This window comes from Aeromicrobium sp., assembly GCF_047606445.1.
Taxonomy (GTDB): domain Bacteria; phylum Actinomycetota; class Actinomycetes; order Propionibacteriales; family Nocardioidaceae; genus Aeromicrobium.
Genome location: NZ_JASGEK010000049.1, coordinates 23,503 through 35,789, shown reverse-complemented (window position 1 = coordinate 35,789; position 12,287 = coordinate 23,503). Strand labels below are relative to the sequence as shown.

Genomic DNA, 12,287 nt, shown 5'->3' with positions numbered 1-12,287 from the left:
GGCCCGGTGACGTATGTGGTGGAGGACGCGGACGGGAACCCCTACAGCGCGGTGGTGACGCCGAGCGTGGCCGGTCCCGCGGTCGACGACAGCGCGGTGGTGGTGCCGGGCGTGCCGGTGACGGTGGACGTGCTGGCGAACGACGGGATCGCCGACGCCGACCCGGGCACGCTGGCCCTGGTGGACCCGTCCACGGGCGGCCTGGTGACCACGTTGACGGTGGACGGCGGTGTGTGGAGCGTGGTGGACGGGAAGGTGGTGTTCACGCCGGACGACGGCGTGTCCACGACGCCTCCCGGCCCGGTGACGTATGTGGTGGAGGACGGGGACGGGAACCCGTACAGCGCGGTGGTGACGCTGTCGGTGGCCGGCCCGGCGGTCGACGACGCGGTGGCCGGGACGGAGGGGTCGGGTCCGCTGGTGGTCGATCCGCTCGCGAACGACGGCAACCCGGATCTGGATCCGACGAGCGTGCGGCTGGTGGATCCGGCGACGGGCCTGCCGGTCACGAGGGTGGAGTTCCCCGAGGGCGTCTGGACGGTGGACACGACCACCGGGCTGGTCGCGTTCACCCCGGCCGACGGGTACACGGGGGCGGTGCCGCCGGTGGCGTACGTGGTGCAGGACTCCCGGACGCTCGCCTGGTACAGCGGACGGATCACGGGGGAGGTCACGGAGGCCGACACGACCACGACCGCCGACCCCGCCGACACGACGGCCACCGACTCCGTCGGCACGACGGCCGCGGACGCGGCGTCGGGTGCGCTGCCGGGGACCGGGGCGACGGTCGGGGCGGCCGCGGTCCTCCTCGCGGTCGTCGCCGCCGCGACGGGCCTGGTGGTCCTGCGGGCGAGCCGCCGCCGCACCACCGACTGACGATCCGCTGATCCAGCGGGTCAGAGGAGGTCGTCGCGGCCGCGCTCGCGCAGCTCGGCGACGACCTCTCTGACCCGCTGGGACTGGGCGCGGTCGGCGACGAGCAGGGCGTCGCCGGTGTGCAGCACGACCACGTCGCGCAGGCCGACCACGGCGATCGGCAGGCCCTCGGTGCTGTGGACGAGGCCGTCGGCGTCGACCAGCACGGCGCTGTCGTCGTGACGGACCGGCAGCGCGGCGGCGTCGCCGACGTCGCTCCAGCCGAAGTCGCCGGGGACGACCGCCATGGCGCCGGTGAGCGAGACCGGCTCGGCGACGGCGTGGTCGACGGCGATCTTGGTCAGCGTCGGCCAGACCTCGGCCAGCACCGCGTCGGCGTCGGGTCCGTCCCAGGTGTCGGCGATGGCCTGGACGCCCGCGTGGAGGGTCGGCTGGAGGCGGGCCAGATGGTCGAGCAGGACGTCGGCCCGCACGACGAACATCCCGGCGTTCCAGGAGAAGTCGCCGGTCGCGAGATAGTCGGCGGCGGTCGCGGTGTCGGGCTTCTCCACGAACCGCCGGACCGTGCGGGCACGCGGCGCGCCTGGGAGGTCGAGCCGGGCGCCGCGCTCGATGTAGCCGAAGGCGGTCGACGGCTCGGTCGGGGTGACGCCGATGGTCGCCACGAGTCCGGCGCGGGCGGCGGCGACCGCTTGGGCGACCGTGTCGGCGAAGGCCTCCTCGTCGGCGATCACGTGGTCGGCGGCGAAGGAGGCCACGACGGCTCCGGCGTCACGCCGCGCGATGATCGCGGCGGCCAGGCCGATGGCGGGCATGGAGTCGCGCGGGCTCGGCTCGGCGATCAGGTGGGCGAGGGCGGGAAGCTGCGCGCGCACGGCGTCGGCGTGGGCCGCGCCGGTCACCACGTGGATCCGGTCCGGGCCGACGAGGGGCGTCAGCCGGTCCCAGGTCTGCTGGAGCAGTGAGCGTCCGTCGCCGCGCAGGTCGAGCAGGAACTTCGGTCGCGCGGCCCGCGACAGCGGCCACAGCCGCGTGCCGGACCCTCCCGCCGGGACGATGGCGTGCACGTCGGGGGGGAGGAGGCTGCTCACGGCGCACAGCGTAGCGAGACCGGCGCGCCTCTACCCTGGCCTCATGGAACTGCTGGCGGAAGTGGAGCGGTCGGGTCTGGTCGAGAGCCGCCACTACGGGCTCGCCGTCGCGGTCGGACCCGACGGCGACGTGCGCGACGCGGTCGGCGACCCCGAGACGGTCGTCTTCGGCCGGTCGGCGAACAAGCCTGTCCAGGCGATGGGCATGCTCGCCGCCGGCCTCGGCCTCGCGGGCGAGCAACTGGCCCTCGCCGCGGCCAGCCACATGGGCGAGGAGCGGCAGACCGCCGTGGTGTCCTCGATCCTCGCCGACGTCGGGCTGGACGAGTCCGCCCTGCGCTGCCCGGAGGCCTATCCGGACGACGGCCGCGAGCACGCGCGCGTGCTGCGGGCCGGCGGGCGGAAGTCGCGGCTGACGATGGGCTGCTCGGGCAAGCACGCGGCGATGCTGGCGACCTGCGTCCACGCCGGGTGGCCGATCGAGGACTATCTCGACCCCGCCCATCCGTTGCAGCGTCAGATCGCCGCGACCTTCGCCGAGCTGACCGGCGCGGAGGCGAGCGCGACCGGCGTCGACGGCTGCGGCGCCCCGGTGCTCGCGACGACGCTGCGGCGGCTGGCGTGGGCGGTCGGCCGGATCGCGCGGGCCGACACCCCGGCGTCGGCGGCGCTCGTCGCGGCGGTCCGCGCCCACCCGGAGCTGGTCAGCGGCGTGCGACGGTCGGAGCGCCATCTCGTCACCGGCCTGCCCGGCGCCCTCGCGAAGTCGGGGGCCGAGGGGCTGATGGTGGTCGGACTGCCCGACGGCTCCGGCTTCGCGGTGAAGGTCGCCGACGGGACCGAACGCCCCCTGTACGTGGCGACGGCGCGCCTGCTGGAGCGGTCCGGGCACGTCGTGGCGATCCCCGACGGGGCGCCGGCGGTCACCGGGGGAGGCCGGGTCGTCGGCGAGGTGCGGGCGGCGTTCTGAGCGTCCTCCCCGACGTGTGACCGACCTCGCACGCTGAACCGCTTGCGCTTGCTTGCAAAAGCAAGCACCATAGAGGCATGGCCAAGCTGCACGTCACCGACGGAGTCAAGGGCACCGTCAAAGACACCGTGGGGGGACTCGGCGAGTACCTCCGCGAGCAGCGGCGCCAGGCGCAGCTCTCCTTGCGACAGCTGGCCGAGGCCTCGGACGTCTCCAATCCGTACCTCAGCCAGATCGAGCGAGGCGTGCGCCGCCCGTCGGCGGAGGTGTTGCAGCAGATCGCGAAAGCACTGCGCATCTCGGCCGAGTCGCTCTACGTGCGCGCCGGAATCCTCGACGCGGACCAGAGCGGACCTCGGATGGTGGAGGACGCCATCGCCCTCGACCCCCGGCTGACGGAGCGTCAGAAGTCGACCCTGCTCGACATCTACGCCTCGTTCGTCGGCAGCGACACCAGCCCGGTGGCGTCGCCTGATTCCACACCGTCCGGGCAGACCGAGAACCCCGACGTCCAGGAGGACACCCCATGAGCATCACCGACACCGTGAACGAGCAGGTCAAGAACCTCGTCGACGAGCTGAAGAGCCTCACCGAGAAGCTCAAGAGCCTCGATGTCGCCGAGCTGCAGGGCGACGCCAAGGAGAAGGCCGCGTCGCTGCAGGCCGACCTCACCAAGAAGAGCGAGGAGCTCCTCGCCACCCTCAAGGGCCTGTCGGTCGACGACGTCAAGTCCGCCTTCGCCACCTACGTGAGCAAGGGCCAGGACCTGGTCGGCAAGGGCCAGGAGGTCGTCAAGGACGCCGCCGAGGACGTCCAGGAGAAGGCCAAGGAGACCGTCGCCAAGGTGACCGGCAAGGCCGAGGAGGTCGTCGAGGAGGTCCAGGAGAAGGCTGAGAAGAAGGCCCCGGCCAAGAAGCCGGCCGCCAAGAAGACCGCCGCCAAGAAGGCCCCGGCCAAGAAGACCGCCGCCAAGAAGGCCCCGGCCAAGAAGACCGCCGCCAAGAAGGATTGATCTTCCCGATCGTCCACGCGCGCGGGCGGCCGCTCCCTCACGGGGGCGGCCGCCCGTGTCTGCTCTAGGCTGGCGCCCGTGCTCGATTTCGGATCGCCGCAGCTGACGCTCGCCTTCGCGATGACGGTGGTGCTGTTCCTCGTCAAGGTCTTCGCCGCGGGCGACTGCCTGGTGCGGCGGCCGGGCGACTTCGTCCTGGCCGAGTCGCTGTCGAAGGGCGCCTGGCTGCTGATCCTGGGCCTGGCGGTGGCCGCGCACCTGGTGTGGTGGTACCCCATGTCGCTGCTGAACCTCGTCGGAACGGTGGCGGCGCTGGTCTACCTCGCGCAGTTGCGCGGTTCCCGCTACTAGTCCTGGAACATATGTTCGATCATCGGTTATAGTGCCGGTGTGTACTTCCAAGGCTCCCTGCTCGACGCCGACACGGGCGTGTCGCTGGCGGGGCTGGGCGCGGCCGTGCAGCGCCGCGAGCTGGCCCACGGCGCCTGGGTCGATCTCCGGCCCGGGTGGGTGCGCGGCTCCGACCCGCTCTTCCTGCGGTTGCAGACCGAGGTGCGCTGGCGGGCCGAGCGGCGCGAGATGTACGACTCGGTCGTCGACGTGCCGCGCCTGCTGGCCTCCTTCGGCCCGCACGACGACTGGCCCGACCCGGCCCTCGTGGCGATGCGCGAGGCGCTGGAGGATCACTACGCCGCCGAGCTCGGCGAGCCCTTCGTCTCGGCGGGCCTGTGCTATTACCGCGACGGCCGCGACAGCGTCGCCTGGCACGGCGACCGCATCGGCCGGGGCCGGGCCGAGGACACCGTGGTCGCCATCGTCTCGCTCGGCTCGCCGCGTCGGCTGAGCCTGCGTCCCCGCCCCGACCTGTTCGGCCCGGGCGGGGAGGCCGTCGGCTTCCGGGTCGGCCACGGCGACCTGCTGGTCATGGGCGGCAGCTGCCAGCGCACCTGGGACCACGCGGTGCTCAAGACCGCCAAGCCCGCCGGTCCGCGCATCTCCGTCCAGTTCCGGCCGCGCGGGGTGCTGTGAGCACGGCGGAGAAGTCGCCTGTGGCTCAGGCCGCGAGGCCCCGGCGGCGCAGGACCGGGAGGACGCCCTCGGCGAACCAGTACGCCTCCTCGACGTGCGGGTAGCCCGACAGCACGAACTCGTCGACGCCGACCGCCGCGTACTCGGCGATCAGGTCCGCGACCTCCGTGTGGCTGCCGACGAGCGCCGTGCCCGCGCCGCTGCGCATCAGGCCGACGCCCGACCACAGGCCCGGATGGACCTCCAACGACCGCGCGTCGGAGGCGTCGAAGCGGCCGTCGTGCAGCGCGCGCATGCGCCGCTGCCCCTCGGACTCGCTGGCCGCCAGCACCGCCTGCGCCCGCTCCACCTCGGCCGGGTCGAGCTGGGCGAGCATCGCGTCGGCCACCGCCCAGGCCTCCTCGGAACGGTCGCGGCTGATCGTGTGCAGCCGCACGCCGAAGCGCACCGTGCGGCCCTGCTCGGCGGCCAGCCCACGGATCCACGCGATCTTCTCGGCCACCGCGGCCGGCGGCTCGCCCCAGGTCAGGTAGACGTCGGTGTGGGCCGCCGTCACGGGTCCGGCGGCCGCCGACGACCCGCCGAGGTAGATCGGGGGAGCGGTCGCCGCCTGCCGGGTGCGGGCGTCCTCGACGTCGTAGTGCTCGCCGGTGAAGGAGCTCCCCGAGTCGGTGAGCGCCTGCCGGAACACCTGGATGAACTCCGCCGCCCGCGCGTACCGGTCGTCCTTGCCGATCCGGTCGCCGAAGCGTCGCTGCTCGGCGGGGTCGCCGCCGACCACGACGTTCAGCGCGAGCCGGTCGCCCGAGAGCCGCTGGAAGGTCGAGGCCATCTGCGCCAGCAGCGTCGGGCTGACGAGTCCCGGCCGCAGAGCCAGGAGGAACTTCAGCCGGGACGTCTGCGGGATCAGCGCCGACGCCACGACCCAGGCGTCCTCGCAGGGCGTTCCGGTCGGGGTCAGCACGGCGTCGAAGCCGAGGTCCTCGGCGGTGCGCGCGACGTGCGCGAGGTAGCGCAGGTCGGGCTCGCGGAAGCGCCCGGCGGTGTCGGCGGGCCCGCCCGCGCGGCCGAGGTCGGCCGGGATGATGTGCCCGCCCCCGACGAGCGCCCGGCTGTCGCCGGTGGTGGGCAGGAACCAGTCGAAGGTCAGGGTCATGGGGCGAGTGTGGGGCGAACCGCCCGTTCCGGGAACACGGTGGCCGCATCGTGAGACGGCCCTGCGGTCGGGCGGCGCCGGTAGCGTGGAGGCATGAAGGCCACCTTGTTCGTCGACGTCACCGATCCGTGGTCGTTCATCGGGGCGACCCGGTTCACGCGGGCGGCGGCCACGTACACGATCGTCACCGGGGAGCCGGTCCGCACGACCTTGCGCGCCCATCTGCTCGACCCCGACGTCGTCTCCGCCGGACGCCCGCTCATGGCGGCGCTCGCCGAACGCCTCGGCGGATCCGACCAGGCCGAGCTGCTGAACGTCCGGGTGCAGGGGGCGGCGCGGATCAGCGGCATCGACCTCAACTTCGCCGACGCCGTCGAGGCCAACTCCTTCGACTCCTGGCGGCTGCTCACCTGGGCCGACGAGGCCGGGCCGGGCGTCCAGTACGACCTGGCCCAGCAGCTGTGGCGCGCGCATCTGCTGGAGGGCGCCGACATCGCCGACCACGGCGTGCTCGCCACCCGCGCGGCGCTCGTCGGCCTCGACCTGGAGACCGCCGAGGCCCTGTTGGCCAGCGACGAGTACGCCGACGCGGTGCGCGCCCAGCATGAGGCCTCGCTCGCCGTCGACGCCCTCGACCTCGGCTCGGGCCAGCTGCCCGGGGTCGTGATCGACGACGCCTGGTCGGTGTCGGGGCTGCACTCCCAGCACGAGTACCTGCGCACGCTGGAGCGCGTGGCCGACGAGCGGGGCCGCTGAGTCGCTAGGCTCGGCCCATGACCTACACGCTCGTCCTGCTGCGCCACGGGCACAGCGAATGGAACGCCAAGAACCTCTTCACCGGCTGGGTCGACGTCGACCTCAACGAGCAGGGCGTCGCCGAGGCCGGTCGCGGCGCGGAGCTGCTGGCCGAGGCCGGCGTCCTGCCCGACGTCCTGCACACCTCGCTGCTGCGCCGCGCGATCCGCACCGCGCAGATCGTGCTCGACGGCGTCGACCGCCACTGGATCCCCGTCCGTCGCTCCTGGCGGCTCAACGAGCGCCACTACGGCGCGCTGCAGGGCAAGGACAAGAAGGCCACGCTGGCGGAGTTCGGCGAGGAGCAGTTCATGACCTGGCGCCGCTCCTACACCACGCCGCCGCCGCCGCTGCCCGACGACTCGGAGTTCAGCCAGGCCGCCGACGCCCGCTACGCCGACCTGCCCGACGAGCTGCTGCCGCGCACCGAGTGCCTCTCCGACGTGCTGACGCGCATGCTGCCGTACTGGTACGACCAGATCGTCCCCGACCTGCTCGGCGGCAAGACGGTGCTGGTCACCGCGCACGGCAACTCGCTGCGCGCCCTCGTCAAGCACCTCGACGGACTCGGCGAGGACGAGGTCGTGGGCCTCAACATCCCCACCGGCATCCCGCTGGTCTACGAGCTCGACGAGAACTTGAGGCCGACCGTCAAGGGCGGTCAGTACCTCGACCCCGAGGCCGCCGCCGACGCCATCGCCGCCGTCGCCAACCAAGGCCGCTGAGGCTCGCGTTCTTCCCAGATTTGCTGACTTATCCACCGAATCCTTCCCAGGAAATGGTGGATAAGTCAGCAAATCTCGTAGGAAGGCGACCCAGGTCAGTCGTCGAGTTTGTAGCCGAGGCCGCGGACGGTGGTGAGGACGACGGGGTGGGCGGGGTCGGGCTCGATCTTGGCGCGCAGCCGCTTCACGTGCACGTCGAGGGTCTTGGTGTCGCCGACGTAGTCCGACCCCCACACGCGGTCGATCAGCTGGCCGCGGGTCAGCACCCGGCCGGGATTGCGCAGGAAGAACTCCAGCAGCTCGAACTCCTTGAGCGGCAGCCGGACCTCCTGCCCGTCGATCGTGACGAGGTGCCGCTCGACGTCCATGCGCACCCGTCCGGCCTCCAACGAGGTGGGCGAGTCGAGGTCGTCGACCGCCCCGCGCCGCAGCACCGCCCGGATGCGCGCGACCAGCTCGCGCGGCGAGTAGGGCTTGGTGACGTAGTCGTCGGCGCCCAGCTCCAGGCCGACGACCTTGTCGATCTCGGTGTCCTTCGCGGTCACCATGATGATCGGCACCGAGGAGATCTGCCGCAGTTGGCGGCACACCTCGGTGCCCGACAGGCCGGGCAGCATCAGGTCGAGCAGCACGATGTCGGCGCCGCCCCGGTCGAACTCGGTCAGCGCGTCCGGGCCGGTCTCGGCGACCGCGACGTCGAAGCCCTCCTTGCGCAGCACGTACGACAGGGCCTCGCTGTAGCTGGCCTCGTCCTCGACCACCAGAATCTTCGTCAACTCACTTCTCCTCTTCGGTGTCCGGGTCGAAGGCCGGGAGCGTCAGCGTGAAGGTCGACCCGACCCCTGGCTCGCTCCACACCTCGACCGAGCCGCCGTTGCTGGCGGCGACATGCTTCACGATCGACAGCCCCAGGCCGGTGCCGCCGGTGGCGCGCGCCCGCGCGGGGTCGACACGGTAGAACCGCTCGAAAATACGCTCCTGCTCGTCGGCCGGGATGCCGACGCCGTGGTCGGCGACGGTGATCGCGACGTCGTCGCCGCGCCGCGCCGCCGACACCGCCACCTTCGAGCGCTCCGGCGAGTAGGTTACGGCGTTCTCCACCAGATTGCTCACCGCGGCGTGCAGCTCGGCGTGGTCGCCGAGCACGTGGAGGTCGGGCTCCAGCCGCTGGCACACGGTGATCTGCTTGGCCTCGGCCTCGGTGGCGGAGTGCTCGCAGGCCCGCGCGACCAGCTCGTCGACCTTGATGGCCGAGGCGTCGTCGCTGAGCACGTCGTGCTGCAGCCGCGACAGTTCGATGATCTGCTGGACGAGCCGGGTCAGCCGCTCGGCCTCGGCGCTCATCCGGCGGGCGAAGCGCGCGACCGCCTCGGGGTCGTCGGCCGCCTCGCCGACGGCCTCGGCCAGCAGCGTGATCGCGCCGACCGGCGTCTTCAGCTCGTGGCTGACATTGGCGACGAAGTCGCGGCGGATCGTCTCCAGCCGCTGCGCCTGCGTGCGGTCCTCGGCCAGCACCAGCACGAGCTGGGAGGTCAGCGGGGCGACGCGGGCGCGCACGTGCAGGGGGGCCGAGCGGCGCACCGGCACCTCGACGTCGGCCTCGCGGACGCGCCCGTCGCGCCGCACCTGATGGACGAGTTCGACCAGATGGTCGGGGTGGAGGCGGTCCTCGCGCACGATGCCCATCGCGACCGCAGGCGCCGACGACTGACGCACCTGGTCGGCCGAGTCGACGACGACCGCCGACGACGACAGCGCGGTCAGCACCGCGTCCGCGCCCGGCGGCACGAGCGGGGCCGGGGCGGGCGCGGGCATGGCCTGACGGCCCTCGTCGTACCTCCACACGAAGGTGACGAGCGCCCCGAGCACGAGCCCCACGGCTCCGGCCAGCACCAGCGCGACGTCGGTGTCCACACGGTGATCGTACGGTGACGCGTCGGCGCGGCACGGCGCTCGAAACGCCCGGCGCGGGGCTTTCGACGGGCGTTCACGCCTCGTTCACCGGAGGTCGCCCGCCGTTCACCGCCCCCGCCTACCGTCGCTGCCATGCGTGATCTCTATTACGAGCAGCTCGATGCCATCGTCGACGACCTGGTGGGACTCACCGGGTCCGTCCGCAAAGCCGTCGCCGCCGCCACCGCCGCCCTTCTCAACGCCGACGGACCGCTCGCCGAGCAGGTCATCGACGGCGACAAGGCCATTGACGAGACGATCGAGGGCATCGAGGAACGGGCGCTGACGCTGCTCGCCACTCAGCAGCCGGTCGCCACGGATCTGCGCCAGCTCATCGCCACTCTGCGCATGCTCGCCGACTTGGAGAGGATGGGCGACCTCTCAGTCCATGTCGCCAAGGTCGCCCGCATGCGCATGCCCGAGGTCGCCGTGCCGGCCAACATCCAACCGACCATCATGGCGATGGCCTCCGTCGCCGACCAGATGATCCACGCCGCCTCGCGGATCGTCGCCAACCGCGATCTCGTCGCCGCCCAGAAGTTGGAGGACACCGACGACGAGATGGACAAGCTGCGCAAGGAGCTGTTCCGCGTGCTGCTCGGCGACGACTGGTCGCACGGCGTCGAGCCGGCCATCGACCTGGCGCTGCTGGGCCGCTACTACGAGCGCGTCGGCGACCACGCGGTCTCCATGGCGCGCCGCGTCGTCTACCTCGTCACCGGCGAGGCGCCCGTCGTGGAGTGAGCTGGCCCCGACCAACGACCGAGGGCCTGCGACCGCATCGGTCGCAGGCCCTCAACCATGGGCGGAGACGGGCTCAGTGGCCCGAGGAGTGGGCCTCCTCGTCGCCGGATCCCCCGCCGAGCTCGGCCAGGTGACCGCCCGGCTTCTTGTCGTTCTCGGCCGGATCGGCGCCGGGGGGCAGCGCGACGTCTTTGTAGATCGAGTTGCGCACGACCGACGGGATGGAGATCTCGACGGGTCCGGCGTCGGTGAAGTTCAGCGTCAGCGTGTAGTAGCTGCCGACCGGTTCGATGCCGGTGGTCGTGTAGACCTTGCTGCGGTGCCGCTGCGACTCGTCGTCGACCAGGCCCAGCGCGCGGGCCTCGCCCGGCGAGATCGCCAGGACGTCCGACGACGTGCTGGTGAGCGTGTGCTCCTCGCCGTCTGAGTCGGTCAGCGTGGCCGAGGTGAGGCTCTGCTCGGCGTCGGTGGTGTTGACGAGCGTGGCCGAGAGCGTCGCGCTGCCGTCCTCGCCGGTCACCAGCGAGGCGCCGAGCACCTGCACGGGGCCCTGTCGCAGATCGGCCCCGATGGAGGCCTGGTACTGCTGGTTGGTCTGGGCGCTGAAGCTCGTGCCGCAGGCTCCTGCGGTCAGCGCCGCCGCCACGATGGCGGTCGCGGCGAGGGGGCGGCGGTAGCGGTCGAGACGCACGGCGGGGGCCTTTCGCGAAGGAACGGGCAACGCTGTGAATGGTAGCGAGTTTGGCGGCGCGGCGGCGACTGAGGGCGGCCTGGGCGGAATCGCACGGTCCGGCCTGTGGACAACCGGAGGAAAGGCCATCCTCAGTCGTGATATCCTAGTGCCCCTAGGAAAGGTGCTCTCTCCATGACTTTTACGGTCGGCGAAACGGTTGTCTACCCCAATCACGGGGCGGCGGTCATCGAAGACATCGAGATCAGGAAGGTCAAGGGAGAGGATCGCGACTACCTGGTCCTGCGCATCATCGCACAGAACGACCTCATCGTCCGTGTCCCCGCCTGCAACGTCGATCTCGTCGGCGTCCGCGACGTCGTCGACGCCGACGGCCTCGAGCGCGTGTTCAGCGTCCTGCGCGCTCAGGACGTCGAGGAGCCGACCAACTGGTCGCGCCGCTACAAGGCGAACATGGAGAAGCTGCACACCGGTGACATCTTGAAGGTCGCCGAGGTCGTGCGCGATCTGTGGCGCCGTGGCAACGACCGCGGCTTGTCGGCCGGTGAGAAGCGGATGTTCACCAAGGCTCGTGACGTGCTGGTCTCCGAGCTCGCGCTCGCTGAGAACACTCCCGAGGAGAAGGCCGAGGAGCGCCTCGACGAGGTCCTCGCCAGCTGATCCGATCCATCGTCGAAGAGCCCCGAGAGAGATTCTCGGGGCTCTTCGCTGTTCAGGCCTCGACGAGCAGGGCGGTGGCGATGGCGGCGACGCCCTCGCCGCGGCCGGTGAGGCCGAGGCCGTCGGTGGTGGTGCCGGAGACGCTGACAGGGGCCCCGACCGCGTCGCCGAGCGCCCGTTGCGCCTCGTCGCGCCGGGTGCCCACCCGGGGGACGTTGCCGATCACCTGCACCGCGACGTTGGCGATCTCGAAACCGGCCGCCCGCACTCGCGTGGCCGTCTCGCTCAGGAACTCGACCCCGGAGGCGCCGCTGCGGCGCGGGTCGTCGACGCCGAAGACCGAGCCGATGTCGCCGAGTCCTGCCGCGCTCAGCAGCGCGTCGACCATCGCGTGCGCCGCGCAGTCGCCGTCGGAGTGCCCGTCGAGGCCCTGCTCGGCGCCCGGCCACTCCAGTCCGGCCACCCACAGGGGGCGTCCTGTCACGAGGCGGTGGACGTCGGTCCCGATCCCGGTGCGCATGGCCCGATCATGCCGCACCGTGAGAACCGGCGACCGGGACGCTCGAGGCCGATAGGCTGGACCGC

The 12,287-nt window shown here is 72.1% G+C and carries 16 protein-coding genes; 10 read left to right on the top strand and 6 right to left on the bottom strand.

What is annotated here, in order from left to right:
* On the top strand, window positions 1-876 hold an 876-nt coding region (locus QM621_RS09495), incomplete at its 5' end, for an Ig-like domain-containing protein (RefSeq protein WP_414990133.1).
* A 20-nt stretch (window positions 877-896) separates the two neighbouring features.
* Here the strand turns inward: QM621_RS09495 and QM621_RS09490 are convergent.
* Window positions 897-1,967, bottom strand: a complete 1,071-nt coding sequence (locus QM621_RS09490) for a mannose-1-phosphate guanylyltransferase (RefSeq protein ID WP_414990132.1) — start codon at window positions 1,965-1,967, stop codon at window positions 897-899.
* A 43-nt stretch (window positions 1,968-2,010) separates the two neighbouring features.
* Between QM621_RS09490 and QM621_RS09485 the strand changes: the two genes are divergently transcribed.
* From QM621_RS09485 to QM621_RS09465, 5 genes are all read left to right on the top strand, one after another.
* Window positions 2,011-2,937: an asparaginase gene (locus QM621_RS09485; RefSeq protein WP_414990131.1), complete on the top strand. Its 927-nt coding sequence runs from the start codon at window positions 2,011-2,013 to the stop codon at window positions 2,935-2,937.
* Between the two features lie 77 nt (window positions 2,938-3,014).
* The gene (locus QM621_RS09480) at window positions 3,015-3,467 is read left to right on the top strand and encodes a helix-turn-helix domain-containing protein (RefSeq protein WP_414990130.1); all 453 of its coding nucleotides are present in this window, start codon (window positions 3,015-3,017) and stop codon (window positions 3,465-3,467) included.
* The gene (locus QM621_RS09475; RefSeq protein ID WP_414990129.1) at window positions 3,464-3,949 is read left to right on the top strand and encodes a hypothetical protein; all 486 of its coding nucleotides are present in this window, start codon (window positions 3,464-3,466) and stop codon (window positions 3,947-3,949) included. Before QM621_RS09480 ends, QM621_RS09475 begins: the two co-directional genes overlap by 4 nt.
* Window positions 3,950-4,027: 78 nt before the next feature.
* A complete protein-coding gene (locus QM621_RS09470; RefSeq protein ID WP_414990128.1) occupies window positions 4,028-4,300 on the top strand; it encodes a DUF2516 family protein in 273 nt (90 codons plus the stop codon).
* A 39-nt stretch (window positions 4,301-4,339) separates the two neighbouring features.
* Window positions 4,340-4,978: an alpha-ketoglutarate-dependent dioxygenase AlkB gene (locus QM621_RS09465; RefSeq protein ID WP_414990127.1), complete on the top strand. Its 639-nt coding sequence runs from the start codon at window positions 4,340-4,342 to the stop codon at window positions 4,976-4,978.
* A gap of 25 nt (window positions 4,979-5,003) precedes the next feature.
* Here QM621_RS09465 and QM621_RS09460 read toward each other — a convergent pair whose 3' ends face one another.
* The gene (locus tag QM621_RS09460; protein WP_414990126.1) at window positions 5,004-6,134 is read right to left on the bottom strand and encodes an LLM class flavin-dependent oxidoreductase; all 1,131 of its coding nucleotides are present in this window, start codon (window positions 6,132-6,134) and stop codon (window positions 5,004-5,006) included.
* Between the two features lie 93 nt (window positions 6,135-6,227).
* On the opposite strand from QM621_RS09460, the gene QM621_RS09455 reads away from it, so the two are divergent.
* Complete coding sequence (locus QM621_RS09455) at window positions 6,228-6,890, top strand: DsbA family oxidoreductase (RefSeq protein ID WP_414990125.1); 663 nt, start codon at window positions 6,228-6,230, stop codon at window positions 6,888-6,890.
* Window positions 6,891-6,907: 17 nt separating this feature from the next.
* Window positions 6,908-7,654 carry a phosphoglyceromutase gene (locus QM621_RS09450; RefSeq protein WP_414990124.1) on the top strand — a complete coding sequence of 249 codons (747 nt, stop codon included), beginning with the start codon at window positions 6,908-6,910 and terminating at the stop codon, window positions 7,652-7,654.
* Window positions 7,655-7,749: 95 nt separating this feature from the next.
* Here the strand turns inward: QM621_RS09450 and QM621_RS09445 are convergent, their stop codons facing one another.
* Together QM621_RS09445 and QM621_RS09440 are read right to left on the bottom strand one after the other, a co-directional pair.
* A complete protein-coding gene (locus QM621_RS09445) occupies window positions 7,750-8,430 on the bottom strand; it encodes a response regulator (protein ID WP_414990123.1) in 681 nt (226 codons plus the stop codon).
* A gap of 1 nt (window position 8,431) precedes the next feature.
* Window positions 8,432-9,568 carry a sensor histidine kinase gene (locus tag QM621_RS09440; RefSeq protein WP_414990122.1) on the bottom strand — a complete coding sequence of 379 codons (1,137 nt, stop codon included), beginning with the start codon at window positions 9,566-9,568 and terminating at the stop codon, window positions 8,432-8,434.
* 132 nt (window positions 9,569-9,700) lie between these two features.
* On the opposite strand from QM621_RS09440, the gene phoU reads away from it, so the two are divergent.
* Window positions 9,701-10,351 carry a phosphate signaling complex protein PhoU gene (gene phoU / locus QM621_RS09435; protein WP_414990121.1) on the top strand — a complete coding sequence of 217 codons (651 nt, stop codon included), beginning with the start codon at window positions 9,701-9,703 and terminating at the stop codon, window positions 10,349-10,351.
* A 73-nt stretch (window positions 10,352-10,424) separates the two neighbouring features.
* Here phoU and QM621_RS09430 read toward each other — a convergent pair whose 3' ends face one another.
* Window positions 10,425-11,042 carry a hypothetical protein gene (locus QM621_RS09430; protein WP_414990120.1) on the bottom strand — a complete coding sequence of 206 codons (618 nt, stop codon included), beginning with the start codon at window positions 11,040-11,042 and terminating at the stop codon, window positions 10,425-10,427.
* Between the two features lie 174 nt (window positions 11,043-11,216).
* On the opposite strand from QM621_RS09430, the gene QM621_RS09425 reads away from it, so the two are divergent.
* A complete protein-coding gene (locus tag QM621_RS09425) occupies window positions 11,217-11,702 on the top strand; it encodes a CarD family transcriptional regulator (protein WP_414990119.1) in 486 nt (161 codons plus the stop codon).
* 52 nt (window positions 11,703-11,754) lie between these two features.
* Here the strand turns inward: QM621_RS09425 and ispF are convergent, their stop codons facing one another.
* Window positions 11,755-12,222 (bottom strand): 2-C-methyl-D-erythritol 2,4-cyclodiphosphate synthase, encoded by a 468-nt coding sequence (gene ispF, locus QM621_RS09420; RefSeq protein WP_414990118.1) that lies wholly within the window; start codon window positions 12,220-12,222, stop codon window positions 11,755-11,757.
* Window positions 12,223-12,287: the final 65 nt, after the last annotated feature.

Excerpts from the sequence above, each read along its gene's own strand:
- QM621_RS09425 (WP_414990119.1), top strand. The coding sequence starts at position 11,217 with ATGACTTTTACGGTCGGCGAAACGGTTGTCTACCCCAATCACGGGGCG.
- QM621_RS09480 (WP_414990130.1), top strand. The coding sequence starts at position 3,015 with ATGGCCAAGCTGCACGTCACCGACGGAGTCAAGGGCACCGTCAAAGAC.
- phoU (WP_414990121.1), top strand. The coding sequence starts at position 9,701 with ATGCGTGATCTCTATTACGAGCAGCTCGATGCCATCGTCGACGACCTG.
- QM621_RS09485 (WP_414990131.1), top strand. The coding sequence starts at position 2,011 with ATGGAACTGCTGGCGGAAGTGGAGCGGTCGGGTCTGGTCGAGAGCCGC.
- QM621_RS09455 (WP_414990125.1), top strand. The coding sequence starts at position 6,228 with ATGAAGGCCACCTTGTTCGTCGACGTCACCGATCCGTGGTCGTTCATC.
- QM621_RS09460 (WP_414990126.1), bottom strand. The coding sequence starts at position 6,134 with ATGACCCTGACCTTCGACTGGTTCCTGCCCACCACCGGCGACAGCCGG.
- ispF (WP_414990118.1), bottom strand. The coding sequence starts at position 12,222 with ATGCGCACCGGGATCGGGACCGACGTCCACCGCCTCGTGACAGGACGC.
- QM621_RS09475 (WP_414990129.1), top strand. The coding sequence starts at position 3,464 with ATGAGCATCACCGACACCGTGAACGAGCAGGTCAAGAACCTCGTCGAC.
- QM621_RS09450 (WP_414990124.1), top strand. The coding sequence starts at position 6,908 with ATGACCTACACGCTCGTCCTGCTGCGCCACGGGCACAGCGAATGGAAC.